At 58.5% G+C, this 16282-nt stretch carries 16 protein-coding genes; 2 read left to right on the forward strand and 14 right to left on the reverse strand.

The window, feature by feature from the left end:
- The first annotated feature begins 207 nt into the window (after positions 1 to 207).
- Positions 208 to 1359 carry an MFS transporter gene (locus BXA01_RS06415; RefSeq protein ID WP_076563610.1) on the forward strand — a complete coding sequence of 384 codons (1152 nt, stop codon included), beginning with the start codon at positions 208 to 210 and terminating at the stop codon, positions 1357 to 1359.
- A gap of 150 nt (positions 1360 to 1509) precedes the next feature.
- Here the strand turns inward: BXA01_RS06415 and BXA01_RS06420 are convergent, their stop codons facing one another.
- The 13 genes from BXA01_RS06420 to BXA01_RS06475 form a co-directional block, all read right to left on the reverse strand.
- Positions 1510 to 3936 (reverse strand): TonB-dependent siderophore receptor, encoded by a 2427-nt coding sequence (locus tag BXA01_RS06420; protein ID WP_076563611.1) that lies wholly within the window; start codon positions 3934 to 3936, stop codon positions 1510 to 1512.
- Between the two features lie 98 nt (positions 3937 to 4034).
- The gene (locus BXA01_RS06425) at positions 4035 to 5012 is read right to left on the reverse strand and encodes a FecR family protein (RefSeq protein ID WP_076563612.1); all 978 of its coding nucleotides are present in this window, start codon (positions 5010 to 5012) and stop codon (positions 4035 to 4037) included.
- A gap of 40 nt (positions 5013 to 5052) precedes the next feature.
- Positions 5053 to 5544, reverse strand: a complete 492-nt coding sequence (locus BXA01_RS06430) for a sigma-70 family RNA polymerase sigma factor (protein WP_076563613.1) — start codon at positions 5542 to 5544, stop codon at positions 5053 to 5055.
- Positions 5545 to 5629: 85 nt separating this feature from the next.
- Positions 5630 to 6235: an anthranilate synthase component II gene (locus tag BXA01_RS06435; protein ID WP_076563614.1), complete on the reverse strand. Its 606-nt coding sequence runs from the start codon at positions 6233 to 6235 to the stop codon at positions 5630 to 5632.
- Entirely contained in the window at positions 6216 to 7739 is a 1524-nt protein-coding gene (locus BXA01_RS06440) for an anthranilate synthase component I family protein (RefSeq protein ID WP_076563615.1), read from the reverse strand. The genes BXA01_RS06435 and BXA01_RS06440 overlap by 20 nt, the downstream gene beginning before the upstream one ends.
- 156 nt (positions 7740 to 7895) lie before the next feature.
- On the reverse strand, positions 7896 to 8507 hold the full coding sequence (locus tag BXA01_RS06445) for a glutathione S-transferase family protein (RefSeq protein ID WP_076563616.1): 612 nt from the start codon (positions 8505 to 8507) through the stop codon (positions 7896 to 7898).
- 91 nt (positions 8508 to 8598) lie between these two features.
- The gene (murI, locus tag BXA01_RS06450) at positions 8599 to 9411 is read right to left on the reverse strand and encodes a glutamate racemase (protein WP_076563617.1); all 813 of its coding nucleotides are present in this window, start codon (positions 9409 to 9411) and stop codon (positions 8599 to 8601) included.
- A 31-nt stretch (positions 9412 to 9442) separates the two neighbouring features.
- Positions 9443 to 10045, reverse strand: a complete 603-nt coding sequence (locus tag BXA01_RS06455) for a LysE family translocator (protein ID WP_076567678.1) — start codon at positions 10043 to 10045, stop codon at positions 9443 to 9445.
- Positions 10046 to 10132: 87 nt separating this feature from the next.
- Entirely contained in the window at positions 10133 to 10846 is a 714-nt protein-coding gene (locus BXA01_RS06460; RefSeq protein WP_076563618.1) for a glutamine amidotransferase-related protein, read from the reverse strand.
- 45 nt (positions 10847 to 10891) lie between these two features.
- Positions 10892 to 12070, reverse strand: coding sequence for a 4-hydroxybenzoate 3-monooxygenase (locus BXA01_RS06465; RefSeq protein ID WP_076563619.1), 1179 nt, complete (start codon positions 12068 to 12070; stop codon positions 10892 to 10894).
- Positions 12071 to 12152: 82 nt separating this feature from the next.
- Positions 12153 to 12530 (reverse strand): c-type cytochrome, encoded by a 378-nt coding sequence (locus BXA01_RS06470; RefSeq protein WP_076563620.1) that lies wholly within the window; start codon positions 12528 to 12530, stop codon positions 12153 to 12155.
- A 617-nt stretch (positions 12531 to 13147) separates the two neighbouring features.
- Complete coding sequence (locus BXA01_RS26935) at positions 13148 to 13318, reverse strand: hypothetical protein (RefSeq protein WP_157115956.1); 171 nt, start codon at positions 13316 to 13318, stop codon at positions 13148 to 13150.
- A 113-nt stretch (positions 13319 to 13431) separates the two neighbouring features.
- Entirely contained in the window at positions 13432 to 13872 is a 441-nt protein-coding gene (locus BXA01_RS06475; RefSeq protein ID WP_024013585.1) for a carboxymuconolactone decarboxylase family protein, read from the reverse strand.
- A gap of 189 nt (positions 13873 to 14061) precedes the next feature.
- On the opposite strand from BXA01_RS06475, the gene BXA01_RS06480 reads away from it, so the two are divergent.
- Complete coding sequence (locus tag BXA01_RS06480; protein ID WP_041477257.1) at positions 14062 to 14415, forward strand: hypothetical protein; 354 nt, start codon at positions 14062 to 14064, stop codon at positions 14413 to 14415.
- Between the two features lie 159 nt (positions 14416 to 14574).
- Here the strand turns inward: BXA01_RS06480 and BXA01_RS06485 are convergent, their stop codons facing one another.
- Positions 14575 to 16143 (reverse strand): sensor domain-containing diguanylate cyclase, encoded by a 1569-nt coding sequence (locus BXA01_RS06485; RefSeq protein WP_076567680.1) that lies wholly within the window; start codon positions 16141 to 16143, stop codon positions 14575 to 14577.
- Positions 16144 to 16282 lie beyond the last annotated feature (139 nt).

Here is a 16282-nt window from a genome sequence, read left to right on the forward strand (position 1 = left end):
TGTAAACCGCAAACCAGTGTGGGAGCGAGCCTGCTCGCGAAGGCGGTGCGTCAGTCGACAATTCCATATTTGACCCACCGCTTTCGCGATCAGGCTCGCTCCCACAGGGTAGGATGTTCACCGTTATGCCCCGAAAGGCCTGAGATCGAACCTCAACGCCGTCAGAATGTCACTCGGGATGCAGTTGTTTTTTTGCCAAGGATCGATATGACCAGCCTCAACCCCCAAGACACGTTCGTCCCCGGACGTCTGCAACAGATGTCCACCCGCATCGCTTTTTTCATTGCTGGCCTCGGCATCGCCGCCTGGGCGCCGCTGGTGCCGTACGCCAAGGCGCGGGCCGGGCTGGATGAGGGCACGCTGGGGTTATTGCTGCTGTGCCTGGGCGTCGGCTCGATTCTGGCGATGCCGTTGGCGGGGATTCTGGCCACGCGTTTTGGTTGCCGACGCGTAGCCACCGGTGGCACCTTGCTGATCTGCGCGGCGCTGCCGTTGCTGGCGACGGTGTCGTCGATCCCGGCGCTGATCGCCACGCTGTTCATGTTCGGCGCCGGCCTCGGCACGGTGGATTCGACGGTGAACCTGCAAGCAGTGATCGTTGAACGCGCCAGCGGCAAGCACATGATGTCGGGTTTCCACGGCTTGTTCAGCCTCGGCGGCATCGTCGGTGCGGCGGGTGTCAGCGCCCTGCTCGGCCTCGGCCTGACACCGCTGGCGGCGATGCTGGTCGTCGTCGTGTTGCTGATCGGCGCCTTGCTCAAATGCGTGCCGCACATGTTGCCCTACGGCAGCGAAAGCTCCGGCCCGGCGTTCGCCATTCCCCATGGCATCGTGCTGTTTATCGGCGGCATGTGCTTCATCGTTTTCCTTACCGAAGGCGCGGCGCTGGACTGGAGCGCAGTGTTCCTCGCTCAGGAACGCGGGATCGACACGGCTTACGCGGGAATGGGTTACGCAGCGTTTGCCCTGACCATGACCGTCGGCCGTCTGCTCGGTGACCGCATCGTGCGTAAGCTCGGTGCGACGCGGATCATTCTGTTCGGCGGGCTGTTGGCGGCGGCGGGGTTGTTTCTCGCCACCTTCGCGCCGAGCTGGCAAGCGGCGCTGGTGGGTTATGCGCTGGTCGGCGCCGGTTGCTCGAACATCGTGCCGGTGCTGTACACGGCGGTGGGCAAACAAACGGTGATGCCGGAAAGCATCGCGGTACCGGCGATTACCACGCTCGGTTATGCCGGGATTCTCGCCGGGCCAGCGGTGATCGGTTTTGTCGCCCATGCCAGCAGCCTGAGTTTTGCCTTTGGATTGATGGCGGTGTTGCTGGTGGCCGTGGCGATTGGCGGTAAAGTCCTCAAGGTCTAAAAGCTTCGCGAGCAGGCTCGCAGGGCGTAGCCAGATCGTTCCCCACGCTCTGCGTGGGAATGCCTCAACGGACGCTCCGCGTTCGGCTTTGCAAGGGACGCGGAGCGTCCCGGGCTGCATTCCCACGCAGAGCGTGGGAACGATCAAGCCTTAGAAGCCTACGCTGGCCTGCACGAAGAACGTGCGCGGTGCGCCGACATACATCCCCGAGTTGTTGTCGCTGGAGCGGGTGAAGTATTGCTTGTCGAAGACGTTCTTCACCCCGGCACCGAGCTTGAGGTTCGACACCTGCGGACCGAAGTCGTAGCCGCCGCGCACGTTCCAGGTCACGTAACCCGGGATGTCGCCGTACTGCCCGTCCGCCGTGCTTTCAGTGATGTAGTTGCCATTGAAGCTGCCATCCGCATTCACACCGGTGCCCGGCGAACGCTGTTTCGATTGGGCGAAGCCATCGATGTTGTACGTCCAGCGGTTGATCTCGTAACGCAAACCGACCGTGGCCACCTGCCGCGAATAGAACGGCAGATCGCGGCCCTTGAAGCCGGGGATCTCGCCTTCATAGGTGGCGCGGGTGTAGGTGAAACCGGCGTTGGCGGTCAAACCATCGAGGCGCGGATCGAGGGCGGCCATGTCGTAGTGCGCCGAGGCTTCGATGCCCTGGTGCTTGGTCGCGCCGAGGTTGGTCCAGCCGACGTCGTTGCTGATGTATTGCAGTTCGTCATCGAAGTCGATGTAGAACAACGTCACCTCGCCGCCCCAGACATCATCGTTGTAACGCGTGCCGATCTCGTAGGTCTTGGCCTTTTCCGGCTCCAGACCGTTGGCGGTGCTGTCACCCGAACCGCCCTGGCCGAGCTGGAAATATTGCAGGCTGCCGAATGAGGTTTCGTAGTTGGCGAACAGCTTCCAGGCATCGGACAGGTGATACATCACGCTCAGCGCTGGCAGCGGTTCGTTGCTTTCGATGCTGCGGTTTTTCTCCTGGACCGGCCGGCCAGCGGTGTCGAGCACGGCGCGGTCGTGCCAATCGGTGCTGATGTGTTCGAAGCGAATGCCCGGGGTGATGGTCCAGTTGCCGACGTCGATCTTGTTGTCGACATACACCGAATTGGCCTCGGTGCCGCCGGTGCGATCCTGGAACACATGGCCGTCGGAGGTTGGCGTGACCACCGGCTGATTGTTGACCAGCGCCAGACGACTCGACTCTTCGTGCATCGCCTCTTTCAGATAGCGATAACCGACGCTGACTTCCTGAGTGGTCGGACCGACATCGAACACCCGCGACACGCGCGGCTCGATGCCCAGGGTGTAGTAGGAACGCGGGTACGAGCTGAGGGTGCGCTGATCGCGCGCGGCGATGGTACTGCCGCGAAAGCTGTCGGTGTAGTAGGTGAGAATTTCTGCCTGGGTGCGCTCGTCGATCTGGCGAATCCACTTGAACGACACGTCTTTGCGCCGGCCTGTGAACTGGTCGTAATCACGCACCGATTCGTACGGTTTGTCGTCGTACTGACGCTGGGTCAGGCCGCCGGGCATGTCGGCGCTGGCGTCGTAGTAGTGGAAGTTGAGGCTGAAGTCGTCCTGATCGGTCGGCGCCCAGTGCGTCTTGAGCAGCACGTCGTCGATGTCGTTACCGTTGTTGCGCTCGCGATAGCCGTGGCCGTTGACGCCGGAATACAACAGCGCGACGCCCATGCCGTTGTCGGCGGTGCCACCGACGAACGCGGTGTCAATGTGTTTCCAGCCGCCGTACTGCGTGGTTTCCAGGGTGGTGCCGATTTCGCCGGTGGTTTTCTCCGGAATCGCGCGGGTCACGAAGTTGATCACGCCGCCGACGTTCTGCGGCCCGTAGCGCACGGAACCGGCGCCACGCACGACGTCGATGCTGTCGAGGTTGCCTGAGGAAATCGGCGCCATCGACAGTTGCGGCTGGCCGTAAGGCGCGAACGCCGCTGGTACGCCATCGATCAAAACAGTCGAGCGTGGCGACAGGCGCGAAGTCAGACCGCGTACGCCGACGTTGAGGGAAATATCACTGCCGCCGGTGCCATTGGAGTCCTGGACCTGCACACCGGGCACGCGTTTGAGCACGTCGCTGACGTTCATCGCGCCCTGCTCGACCATCGCTTCGCGGCGAATCACCGTACGTGCGCCGGGGTGGTTCTGCACCACCGCAGCGTCCGCGTCACCGAGCCAGTCGCCGACCACTTTGATGTCGGTCACACCCAGTTCCAGCGGGCCGTTGCTGGCTGCGGAGGTGGCGGCCGGGGCGAGCGTCACCGAGCCTTCATTGATCTGATAATCGAGACCGCTGCCCTGCAACAGCTGCCGCAAAGCCTGCTCTGGCGAAAGGTCGCCGTCCACCGCTGGCGCCTGTTTGCCGGCCACCAGCTCGGGGCTGAAAAACACCTGCAGCGAGGTTTGCTGGCCCAATTCGCTCAACGCCTGGCCCAGCGGTTGCGCGCGGATATGAATGGCTTCAGCGGCAAACGCCAACGGCATCGCGGCACTGACCGCGAGCGCCAAGGCCAGTGGCAACCAAGGGGATTTTTTATTGTGGGTTGTGGTGATGTTCACGTCGTACGGAGTCCTATGGATCGCAAGAGTGTGCGGCTGTTAATGCAAACCAGTTGCAGTTGAACAGGAAGACGATGAACGGCGAAAAAACCTGAATGCTATCTGGAAATTATTTCCTGACTGCCATCGGCAAGGGTGCGCACCGTCACCGGCAGGATGCTCGGCAAGGCTTTGAGCAAGGCATCGGTGTCGTCGGATTTGAACACGCTGGTCAGGCGCAGGCTGGCCACGTTCGGCTGGGATACGGTCAGCGGTTTGTCGCGATAGCGCGATACTTCCGCCGCTACTTCGCCGAGGCTGGCGTTGTTGAACACCAGTTTGCCGTTGCGCCATGCGGTCAGTTCCGCCGGGTTGACCGCGTAGGCCGGCAGGACCTTGCCCTGGGCATCGACCGCCGTGCCGAGGCCTGCGGTGAGGTTGATGAATTGGTTGTCCGGGGCAGCACTTCCCTGCACCTTCACCGTGCCCTGCTCCACCGCCACGCGGGTTTGCGTAGCATCGCGGCGCACATCGAAACGCGTTCCGGTGACCGTGACCCTGCCGCTGCCGGCTTCGACAATAAACGGACGCGAGGCGTCGTGTTCAACGCTGAACATCGCCTCGCCCGCGCTCAATTCGATCACCCGTCGATCCTTCTCATAACGCACCTGCAAGCGGCTGCGACTGTTCAGATCGATCAGCGAACCGTCCGGCAACGCCACATGCTTGCGCTCGCCCGGCGCCGTGGCGAATTCAGCGCGGTAACCGCCCGGATGATTCAGCCCGCTGAACAGGCCAAGTCCCAGCGCCACGGCGAGGACACTCGCGGCGACGGCATAACGCAGCATCGGCCGGCGTTCGCGGCGGGGAGTTTGCGCAAGCGCCTGAAGACGCGACGTCGGCAGCAGATCAGCAGCCGCCCACAAGTCCTGGAGCAGCCGGAATTCTGCACGGTGCTGCGGATGCTCGTTCAGCCAGGCCTCGAAGCGCTGCTGTTGCTCGACGCTGACATTCGGCTCCTGCAGACGCACGAACCAGCCCGCCGCCTCTTCCCGCACCGCCGTTTGCCCACAGGCGCAATCACCCGTTTCCATCATGGAATGTCCTGTCCGGCTGAGAATGAAAAGGTGCGAACGCTCATGATTGCAAGCCATCCAGCCGCTCACGCAGATGGCGCAGGGTGCGGATCATATACTTTTCGACCATGTTCTTGGACAGCCCCAGGCGTTCGGCGATTTCTGCCTGCGTCAGGCCTTCGATCTTCTGCCAGACAAAGATCTTGCGGCAGTTGAGCGGCAGCTCGGTGAGCGCGCGTTCGATGGAATCGGCCAACTGGATCGCGTGCATGTAATGCTCCGGATCGCCCGCCGACGACGCACTGTCCTCGACCGCCTCCGACTCCATGGCGCCCCGCCGGTCCTCCCGCCGATAACCGTCAACGGCGATATTGCGTGCGGTCTGATGCAAATACGCACGCGGCTGCTGCACCGCCGCCGAATCCGCCTCGAGCACCCGCACAAAGGTGTCGTGCGCCAGATCCTCGGCCTGCGCGCGATTGCGCAGGCGCCGAGTCCAGGTGCCGATCAACTCTTCGTAATGCTCGAAAAAGCCGGATCTGCGGGAGCGCATGGGGGATGGGCGGCGTGGTGAGAAAAGGGCGTGAATAGTAATGCTTCCTATTAAGGCGAGGCAATCGATTCCTCGAACAGAGCGCTCAGGGCGCGTACCTGGTCAGCCGGGTTCGCTCAACCAGTTGCAGGTAGTTTGCCAACATCGCCAGACCTTGCGGCGTCATCAATGACTCCGGGTGAAACTGCACGCCATAGATCGGCAGGTCGCGGTGCCGAAGCGCCATGATCTCACCCGGCATGCCGTCGTCATCCAGCACGTGCGCAGTAGCCACCAATTCGCCGGGCAAGACACCCGCCACCAGAGAGTGGTACCGCGCGACTTGCAAGCCGTCAGGCAAGCCGTCGAACAGGTCACGACTGTCGTGACTGATACGGGAAACCTTGCCGTGCAGCACCTGCCTCGCCCTGCGCACCTCGCCGCCGAAAGCAGCGGTAACGCATTGATGCCCCAGACAGATGCCCAATATCGGCAAACGGCCTGCGAAATGATGGATGGCCGCAAGGGAAATGCCCGCTTCTGTTGGAGAGCACGGCCCAGGCGAGACAATCAAAGACTCTGGCGCCAGCGCTTCGATGTCAGCCAAGGTCATTTCGTCATTACGACGCACTTCAACCTCAGCCCCGAGCATGCCCAGGTACTGCACGATGTTGTAGGTGAAGGAGTCGTAGTTATCGATCATTAAGTGCATATGGCAATTCCTGGCGTTGGGCGATCGATTGACAGCGGCCGGCGGCGACCCGCAGCAACTGGCTTTTCTCCAGCGTTTCCTGCCACTCACGATCGGCTACCGAATCCTGCACCACGCCGGCGCCGGCCTGAACGTAGAGACGGGCGTCTTGCAGCAGTGCGGTTCGAATGGCGATCGCCAGGTCGGCACGGCCGCTCCAGTCGAGATAACCGATCGCGCCGCCATACACCCCGCGAGAATGCGGTTCCAGTTCGGCAATGATCTCCAGCGCCCGCACCTTCGAGGCCCCGCTCAGCGTGCCTGCGGGGAAAATGCTTTTGAGCAGGTCCAGCCCGGTCACGTGGTCCGGCACATGCCCGGTCACGGTTGAGACGATGTGCATGACATGGGAGAAATATTCCACATTCAGCAACTGCGTCACCTGCACACTGCCGACGCGAGCCAATCGGCCGAGGTCATTGCGCGACAGGTCAACGAGCATCATATGCTCGGCAATTTCCTTCGGATCAGCGAGCAGTTCATCCCTGAGTCGGTGGTCTTCGACTGCCCCACTGCCCCGCCGGCGTGTACCAGCCATTGGCCGGGTGGCCACCGTTTGTTGCTCCTGACGAAACAACATTTCCGGAGAGGCGCCAACCACCTGGCAGTCGCCCAGGTTCAACAAGTAGCGATAAGGCGTGTGGCCCAGATCGGACAGGGATCGGTACAGCGCGACGGCGTCCTCGTCGAAAGGCAGGCTCATGCGTTGGGATAAAACCACCTGCATCACATCGCCCGCAGCGATGTAGTCCTTGATCCTTGCTACGGCCTCAATGAACGCTGACTTCGGGAAGGCCGATTCGACGACCGGCGTTGTCACCTCGACCACATGCCCGCCAGAGGCGCGCGGTACGAGCAACGGGCGCACATTTGCGATCAGTCGGTTGAGCCGATCCTGCCCACACTGGTAATCGCCCAGCGCCTTCGGGGGTTCATGCACGATGCAATAAGCCAGATGCTCGCGGTGATCCAGCACGACGAGATCCATGCTGATCAATTGCAATACATCAGGCAGCTGAAACCCAGAGGGCTTGCGCGGCACTCGACGCAGACGCGACTCAATGAGCCGAGTCGTTTCGAAACCGAAATAGCCAAAGAACCCACCGCTGAAACATGGCAGGCCCGGGCATTGCGGTATACGAAAGCCCTTCTGCAACTTGCCCAGTTCTGCCAACGGATCAATACAGTCAATCGTCACCGAAATCTGTCCGTCACGGTACAGGCGCAAGACACCCTCATCGAGTTCGACGCGCTGACTGCAAGGCAGGCCAATCACCGAGTACGCCGGCGCGAACATACCCTCGTGCCAGTGGCCGGTTTCGAACAGATAGTCTTGCCCGCAGTTGGCTAGAGCCTGGTACAGCGCAACGGCTTCCACCTCTGGCGGCAATGACAAGGTTTGCCAAAGCGGCACATGGGTATACCCCGCCTCGCCGTAGGCAAAAAAATCTTCTAGGCTCAACATCCTTGTGTCTCCGGTTGATCACGCAGTAACAGATCGGCCAACAGCGTCAAAGCCCTGCGATCAGATTTGCCATTGCGATTGAGAGGGATCTTGTAGGGTGTGGTGCTGCGAATCGGACGGTTGCGGCCTGCCCCGATACCGGGGCAGGCACAGCGCTTATTTCAGCGGCGTAGCAATAAACTCGGGCAGTTGCTCCACCCGGTTAGCGTAAGCGGCAAGCGCTGTGTAGTTCTGGACCTCGACCAAGTGGGAGACCCTGAACTGGGTGAAGCGCCAGGCGGCGGCCACGGTTACATCGGCCTGAGACAACTGCGCCGTTGCAAGCCAAGGATTGGCGGTGGCTGCAGCCTTTTCCAGAAGCGCCAACGCGGCATGCAATTGCTCGGTGACGCGCGTTTGCCAAGGCTCATAGTGAAACGCGACCGGTTTGTTGTATTCATACTCTAGCTGGACCGCTTTTTCGCAAACCGCGAGGCCGAGCCCGATGAGCGACAGCACCTTTTGATGCTCCGCCGAATCCTTCGGCATCAAACTGCGGTCCGGTGCGACCTGCGCCTCCAGATAATCAAGGATCATCGATGAGTCCATGATCATTTCGCCGTTTTCGCAAATCAGCGTCGGCGCCTTGACCACCGAATTGATGGTTCGAAATTCATCCGTATCGCGAAACACCGAGATCTGCCGATGTTCATGTTCCAGCCCCATCAGCCGCATAGAAACGGCCACGCGCCGAACATAGGGTGATCCCATCATGCCAACCAGTTTCATCGCTTTCTCCTGAAATATTGACTATCCGTTTCATCGCCCCCTCCACTCCGTGTGACACTGGTGAACAAAGGGCGAAACTTGTTGTAATCGGCTATGCATCAATTGGTGCAAACGCCACCCTCGCCCCGTAGAACAACGAGGCTCGTTGTGAAACCGTTGCACTATCGCCAGTCGTCAAGAACCTGTTGTCGCCTGCTCTTGCACTTGAGAGATGAGGATTACTTTTCAGATACTCCACCAGACTCTCAGCGGCGGCGTCGGACTGGGAAATCAGCCGCATGGAATCCGGCAGCTCGAGGCGCCAGAGGTGTTCAATAATCGGATAATGCGTACAGCCCAGTATGCAAACATCTGGCACCTGTGGAGCAGCACTCAGGAGCGCATTGACATGTTTACGAATCTCAGTGCGCAGCATGTCCTCAGGCACACCTTGTTCAATGAGCAACGCCAGGCCCTGACAGGCTTGTTGGTACACCTTTATATCGGCACGCCGATTATTGATTTGCGACGCAAAGATATTTGACTGAACCGTGTGCTGAGTCGCGAAGACCGCGACGCTTTGCACTGGATAATCACAAGCAGAGTTCGCGATCCTGTCGGCGACAGGTGCAACAACGCCGATCACCCTGCGACCGGGATGAACCTCAGCAAGCCACGTCTGCTGCAATCTTTGCAGACTGGTGGCAACCGCCGTGTTACAGGCGATGACAACTAATGAGCAGCCATACTTGAAAAGGCGAGTAATGGCGGCCTGGGTAAGATCATGGATATCGTCGACTGCATCATTGCCATAAGGTGCGTTTCCATGATCACCCAAATAGACGAACTGCTCATCGGGCAGGACCGACTCAAACGCGCGCATTACCGTTAAACCACCGCTGCCGAAATCAAATACGCCAATCAATCCGAATCCCTCCTTGAATACCCGTAAGTTTTCAGATAGTTGTCGCAATGGCCGCAGCGACGCCGATATATAAAACCCCTGTTACCACACTCATTTGGCGTTTTGTGCGAAGAATCTTCGCCGCATGCCCCGCCATGAGCATATACAGTGCATATACTGTGGTAGAGATGAATATTGCCGTCGACACCAATGCAATGCACTGCGGAATATACGGCAAGGCGTTATCGATGAACGTTGGAAACAAGATGATGTTGGTCAATATCCCCTTGGGATTTGTAAACGAAACGATCATCGCTCCGGTAAACATTTGCAGAGGGGTTCGCTTGCGCGAAGTGGCAACTGCAACCTGGGTATGCGAACGCAGCGCTTTAACAGCGAGATAGAGCAGGTAAACAACGCCCACCCATTTCAGCCAGAACAAAATACCGGGGTTATCTCTTACCAATATCCCCAGACCGGACAAAACAATAACGGCGTGCCCGCCACTGGCCAGGCCGAAACCAATGGCAGCTGGAAACGATTCCTTGAAACCATGATCCAGGGCTTGTGCCATGGAAAAGGCAACATTCGGCCCGGGAAGTATCGCGGCCGATAGAAATACTACGCAAAACAGTATCCAAAGTTGAAAATCCATACCGCGCAATCCCCGCATAAGTCGCGAATTCAAGACAATATTTATTGAAGTTGTTCAGTCAGGTTTTGATACTCGGACTTTCAGTTCTCAAACAGGCGATCCGATCCATTTGGGAAGAAACGCTTTGATCCAGGTCGCCACCGCGCAATCATATTGATGCCAACCGGCAGTATGTTCGGCTGCAGGCCGGGTACCCGGCGCTTTGAGTCGTTCGCCACCGAGCATTGCCCAACGGTCGATCGTCTCGTAAGTCACTTCCGGGTGAAACTGCAGAGCGTAGGCGTTAGTTGCATATCGATAGGCTTGAACCGGAAAGGTCGAACCTTCGGCTAGCTGCGTAGCGCCTGGCGGCAGATCGAAGCCTTCGCTGTGCCATTGATAGACATGGTCTGGAAAAGGAGCGCAGGCGTCAGCCGTTATCTCGTGAGCAGCAGCCAGCGGTGTTATCGGGTAATAACCGGCCTCGGTTATCCCACTATCCAGTCGGTAGACGCGCGATCCCAAGTGCCGAGTCAGCATTTGCCCGCCCAGACAAAGACCCAGCAAAGGCTTGCCTTCCTTCAACGGCTTGGCCAACCAGTCGATCTCGTCGCGAATATAAGCGTCGTTATCATTAGCGCTCATCGGGCCGCCGTAAACGGCCACGCCCGCGTGCTCTGCCATGCACTGCGGAAGCCGATCACCGAATCGTGGTCGGCGGACATCCAGCTCAAATCCCATTTGATTCAGGAGGACGCCTACGCGGCCGGGCGTCGAGTGTCCCTGATGCAAAATAATCAAGACCTTGCGTGTTTGACCCATTGCACAACTCCATGTGTTCACTGATCAACTTGATCCAGGCCTGATTTAAATCGACGCGGTGAAGGGAGGACTGCCCACCCACAGTTCGGCGAAATTCTGCGCCGCCGGGCCAGTGCCGAGAATGCGATCAAGTTCAGCTATTTGAAGTCGTCTGTGGAATTGAGCATTGTCGTCATAACGATGCAGCAACATCGCCATCGAATGGGAAAATTGCACATCCCGCCACACCTGTTTCAACGCAATGCCGGAATACGACAGCAACAGATCGTCCTTGTCGCTGGCATAAAAATGCTCGAAGCCACGAGCCAGAATATTGGCATCGGAGACAGCCAGGTTAAGCCCCTTGGCAGCAGTAGGCGGCACGATGTGCGCGGCATCACCCGCGAGGAACAACCTGCCCTTTTGCATTTTTTCGGCAACGAAACTTCTCAGTTGCACAATACTTTTTTCAATAATGGCCCCGCCGTCAACTTTCTCCGGCCGCCCTTCAATCCGCGATTGCAAGAGATCCCAGATGCGCGCGGCAGACCACTCATTGGGATCTTCGTCCGGAGAACATTGCAGATAAATTCTTGAAACCTTCGCCGAGCGCATGGTGAACAATGCCAGCCCGGTTTCGTGGCTGGAAAAGATGACATCCTTGGCAATTGGCGTCATTTCGGCGAGTACCGCCAGCCATGCAAACGGGTAAGCATGAGAATAACAAGTTAGTGCGTCAGCGATTTGCGGCCGGCAAATGCCATGAAAGCCGTCGCAGCCGACAACAAAATCACATTCAACACTCTGCTGCCTGCCGTCATGTCGGAACGTCACCGAAGGCGAGTTACCATCAGTGCCATGCACTTGGACATCGGCAGCGCCAAACAGCAGCGGATACTCTGTCCGCAACCGTGCTGCGACGAGATCCTTGATGATTTCCTGTTGCCCGTAAATCATTACGGTTTGCCCGGTGAGTGCCTCGAAATCCAGTTCACGGGTAGATCCGTCGTAATGGAACTGCAGGGTGGAATGTTTCATCCCTTCAGCATGAACTCTTTCACCCACACCACTTTGTGTCAGGATGCGGACAGTCGCGGGTGTAATCTGGCCCGCACGACTGCGTCCCTCGACGTATTCCCTGGATCGGCTTTCAACAATGATATTGCTGATATTCATCTGCGAAAGCAGTTGCCCCAACATTAATCCAGCCGGCCCTGCTCCAACGATTGCAACCTTTGTCCGCATGGGGTTGTCCCTCTGAGTAATAAGGCTTAAAGCAAACACAATTCAAATGGCCGGGACGCTGCCTTCGCCATCCATGTCGAAATCAGTTCTTCCTGAAAATCACACTGCTCATGTACTGATGCAAATCACGAAGGTCGTTAATACTCCACGCATGTGGCGGTATCTTTACGCCGTTTTCTCGCAATGTTTTCGGGATCAAATTCCCGCTGGGCCGAAGTATCACCGACGAAACGATAACCCCCGGATATTCATCAAGTCTTTTTCTGAAACCTGGCAGAGTAAGATCAGGAGTCGCCGGATTGCTTTTGTTCGCCAAGGGACCTGTCCCTCTGATGTCTGCTCCGTGGCAAACTGCGCATCGCTGCAGATACAGTTTTTTCCCGTTAGCGTTATCCGCGATGGACACGGATGTTTGCGCAGCCAATACCAAACTCAGCAACACAGTGACTTTCTTACTCATATTTTTGATGCTGCCTATTTGTACCGATGGATATGAACGACCTTGTTCCAGCGTAATCAAGGCTTGTCAAAAACCAGACGAAAGACTTCATTCGACATGCAGGCGGCCCACGATAACTTGTTGGTCGCTTCTTTTATTCCGGTTACCAAAACGTATCGCGCGCTTCCAAAAAGAAACGAACGAGTTCCAGGATCTGGTTATTTTCCGGAATTACCGGTCGGTAAGAAATTTTCCCGCGCCGAGGGTTGAAGAATAACTATTGCTACAGCGCAGAAGAAAAACAGAGCAACGATTGACTGCCTTGACGGTAAAGGCATGCGGAGGCGAACAGATAAGTAATGCGATGAGATGAAACATGCCAATCCCTTGAGCCGTTCATAGTCTGATCTATAGCGATGAGTACATCCTTACTCACGGCGACTAATCTCACACTTGTTTCAGAATATGTCAACACCTGATAATCAAATTGACAACACTGAAAATATCCTGGAGCAATCAAAGTTCTGTGGTCTGAATGGTCAGCGCCAACGCCCAAGCGCTACAGACCATCAGTGTTTCTCCCAAACCCTGAAACCGGCCGGCGTGCATCAGACCCATGCCGATCAACCAGGCATACATCAAGCCCAGCAACGCGCCTGCCGTACCCAAGCGATCGCCAAAGCGCAGCCGTGATGACTGACCGGTTCCAAGGCACCGGCGCCATGCTGGCCGGTGATGATCACGGTCTGCTTCATCATCGCCACAGCGATGGCGCCCTTGATGCGCAAGAGCGCCGAGCGTACGGGCATTGATGCCCCGCCTGCGGGAGCTGCCGCAGGCTGCGAGCTTTTGACTTTGCTTTTTAAAGACAAGATCAAATTATCGCAGCCTTCCGCAGCTCCTTCAGAGGATTGTGGGCAGCTTAGGCCTGCGGCAGTTTGCGGAAGCCCACTGCCAGGCGATTCCAGCCGTTGATGGTGTTGATCGCCACCGTCAGGTCAACCAGTTCCTTCGGCGAAAACTGCGCAGCGACGACTTCATAGTCTTCGTCCGGCGCGTGGGTCAGGCTCAGTTGTGTCAGCGACTCGGTCCACAGCAGTGCGGCACGCTCACGCTCGCTGAAGAACGGCGCTTCCCGCCATGCTGTTACGGCGAACAGGCGGCGCGGGGTTTCGCCGTCCTTGATGGCGTCGGCGGTGTGCATGTCGATGCAGAATGCGCAGCCGTTGATCTGTGAAGAGCGCAGCTTGACCAGTTCGAGCAGGCTCTTTTCCAGCGACAGTTTCGAGACGGCATTTTCCAGCGCCATCATCGCTTTCATGGCATCGGGGGAAGCGGTGTAGAAATCGGCACGAGATTGCATGGTGGGCTCCGGGGTAGCGATTGAATGTGTGGCTACGTTAGTCCCCGGGGGTGGTTCGGCAAATAGCCAATATTGCGGAAGAACGGTAGGCCACTCGGCGCGGCGACTGACCGCTCGTCACTCGACGGGCACCAAGGTTTCAGTGCGCAAGACCAATATCAGGTAATCCCCTTTATCAGGAGACGTACCATGATGACGCGCAAATTCACTTCGTTATTGTTGGCCGGCCTGCTCGCCACGGCGTCCGCCGCCAGCTTCGCGGCCAATGACAGCACCGATGCGACGGGCACCAAGTCCGGCGGCGCCAGCAGTTCAACCATGCCGCCAGACAGCACGCCGGGCTCGCCTTCCGTTGACAGCAATTCTGGGGGAACCAATAACGGAACTGGCACAGGAACCGGGACAGGGACAGGAACTGGTTCGGGCATGGGCACTGGAACGGGCACCAATGGCGGCGCCAGCGGTTCGGGTTCCGGCGCGGGTGGCGGGACCGGTTCGGCCGGCGGCGGCACGGGTGGTGCGGGCGGTGGCACGGGCAGCTGAACGAACAAGAGCCATCCCAGATAGTACTGAGTCCATCACGGACCAATGTGGGAGCGAGCCTGCTCGCGAAAGCGGTCTGTCAGCCAACCTTGATGCAAGCTGACACACCGATTCGCGAGCAGGCTCGCTCCCACTTCTGATTTCTGTTGATTGAAAGAATCAGCGATCCGAACGCATCAGCTCGGCAAAACCCTCTTCAGCTGTAAACACCGCCGCGCGATTGCGCCCGGCATTTTTCGCCTCATACAAAGCCGCGTCCGCGCGCTGGATAAACACCTGCGGGCTATCGTTGCCATGCGGAATAAATGAATAACAGCCCAGGCTCACGGTCAGATAACCGGTCGGCGAGCCGCTGTGAATGATGTGCTTGTCGATCACGCTGCGGCGAATCTGCCCGGCTATCGCCAGCGCGCCGTTGATGTCCGTATCCGGCAACAGCACAGCGAACTCTTCACCACCGTAACGCACCGCCAGATCCGACTTGCGCTGGCAGCAGGCCTTCACCACTTGGGCCACCTGCGCCAGGCATTGATCGCCGGCGACATGTCCGTAAGCGTCGTTGTAGCGCTTGAAGAAATCGATATCGAGCATGATCAGGCTGACCGGGCTGACCTGGCGCGCGCCACGGGCAAATTCGATGTCCAGCGAGCGCTCGAACAAGCGTCGATTGGCCAATCCGGTGAGGCTGTCGTGGGTGGCGATCTGCTCCAGCGCCAGTTGCGCCTTGCGCAGGTTTTTCTCGATACGTTCGCCGTCGCGCACCTGATGAATGAACACCCAGCCGAACAGGCCAACCCCGAGAATCACAAGCGCGACAATCACGCTGGACTGAAAGGCGCGGTCATACCAGCCCTGCAGAATCGTGTCTTGCGACGTCGCCGCAGAGACCACCAGCGGATACGAGGCCAGCTGGCGATAGCCATACAAGCGGGTCACACCGTCGACCACGGAATTGAGCATCGCCGTGCCCGCGTTAGCGTTCGGCAGCAAGGTTTGATAGATCTCGCCGTGGGCCACCGAGGTGTTGATCAGCGACTCATCAAAGGGCCGTCGCGCCAGCAAGGTGCCGTCGGTCAGCGCCAGAAACATGATGCCGCTGTCATCGAGGCTGAAGCTTTTGAAGAACTGATCGAAGTACGACATGCGGATGCCGGCCATCAGCACGCCCTGAAAATTGCCGAGCTGGTCGTTGACGCGTCTGGAAATCGGAATGATCCACTCGCCGTTTTCGCGGCTGCGAATCGCCGGACCAATGCGCGCAACGGTCGACGCATTCTGCTGATGGAACTTGAAATAGTCGCGATCGGCCACGCCATTGCCGCGAGGCAGATCGGCGAACGAAGTAATGACCCACTGCCCTTCGCGATCGAAGAGAAAGATGCCATGCAACTGATCCAGTTGCTGCGCGCGGCGGGCGAAGATCCGCTGTAACCGAGGGCGCTGCGCCGCTCCATAACCATCGTCCTGAATCCAGTCGACCAGGCTGGTCATCACCAGATCCGCCGCCCGCACAGTGTCCTCGGCCTGCTGCGCCATGGCCCGGGTCAGGTTGCCCGAAGCCATCTTCGCCACTGCCAGATCCTGACGCCGCGACTGCTCCAGTTGCAGGTACAGCAGACCACACAGGCACAGGCTCACCGCAACGATAAACAGCACCGCCGCTTTGCGTAGCGGCAGGCGCTTGAGCGTGCCGGGGGCCTGATGCGGATCGTGATTGGGGATTGGCAAAAGCATGTCCTGGGCAGGTACGACAGGGGCGCGAGCCCGAAACCCTTGTATATGTGAGCGTAGCCCACCGGGATGTACCGGGCAAACGCCCGCCTCCCGCCCAGTTATCGGCGCCTCGCGAGTTTGGATGATCGCTTTT

The sequence above is a fragment of the Pseudomonas sp. B10 genome, assembly GCF_900156235.1.
GTDB classification, from domain to species: Bacteria; Pseudomonadota; Gammaproteobacteria; order Pseudomonadales; family Pseudomonadaceae; genus Aquipseudomonas; species Aquipseudomonas siliginis.

Bases quoted from the DNA above. Each gene is read 5' to 3' on its own strand.
- BXA01_RS06415 (WP_076563610.1), top strand. From the start codon at position 208: ATGACCAGCCTCAACCCCCAAGACACGTTCGTCCCCGGACGTCTGCAA.
- BXA01_RS06425 (WP_076563612.1), bottom strand. From the start codon at position 5,012: ATGATGGAAACGGGTGATTGCGCCTGTGGGCAAACGGCGGTGCGGGAA.
- BXA01_RS06430 (WP_076563613.1), bottom strand. From the start codon at position 5,544: ATGCGCTCCCGCAGATCCGGCTTTTTCGAGCATTACGAAGAGTTGATC.
- BXA01_RS06435 (WP_076563614.1), bottom strand. From the start codon at position 6,235: ATGCACTTAATGATCGATAACTACGACTCCTTCACCTACAACATCGTG.
- BXA01_RS06440 (WP_076563615.1), bottom strand. From the start codon at position 7,739: ATGTTGAGCCTAGAAGATTTTTTTGCCTACGGCGAGGCGGGGTATACC.
- BXA01_RS06445 (WP_076563616.1), bottom strand. From the start codon at position 8,507: ATGAAACTGGTTGGCATGATGGGATCACCCTATGTTCGGCGCGTGGCC.
- BXA01_RS06455 (WP_076567678.1), bottom strand. From the start codon at position 10,045: ATGGATTTTCAACTTTGGATACTGTTTTGCGTAGTATTTCTATCGGCC.
- BXA01_RS06460 (WP_076563618.1), bottom strand. From the start codon at position 10,846: ATGGGTCAAACACGCAAGGTCTTGATTATTTTGCATCAGGGACACTCG.
- BXA01_RS06465 (WP_076563619.1), bottom strand. From the start codon at position 12,070: ATGCGGACAAAGGTTGCAATCGTTGGAGCAGGGCCGGCTGGATTAATG.
- BXA01_RS06470 (WP_076563620.1), bottom strand. From the start codon at position 12,530: ATGAGTAAGAAAGTCACTGTGTTGCTGAGTTTGGTATTGGCTGCGCAA.
- BXA01_RS26935 (WP_157115956.1), bottom strand. From the start codon at position 13,318: ATGCCCGTACGCTCGGCGCTCTTGCGCATCAAGGGCGCCATCGCTGTG.
- BXA01_RS06475 (WP_024013585.1), bottom strand. From the start codon at position 13,872: ATGCAATCTCGTGCCGATTTCTACACCGCTTCCCCCGATGCCATGAAA.
- BXA01_RS06480 (WP_041477257.1), top strand. From the start codon at position 14,062: ATGATGACGCGCAAATTCACTTCGTTATTGTTGGCCGGCCTGCTCGCC.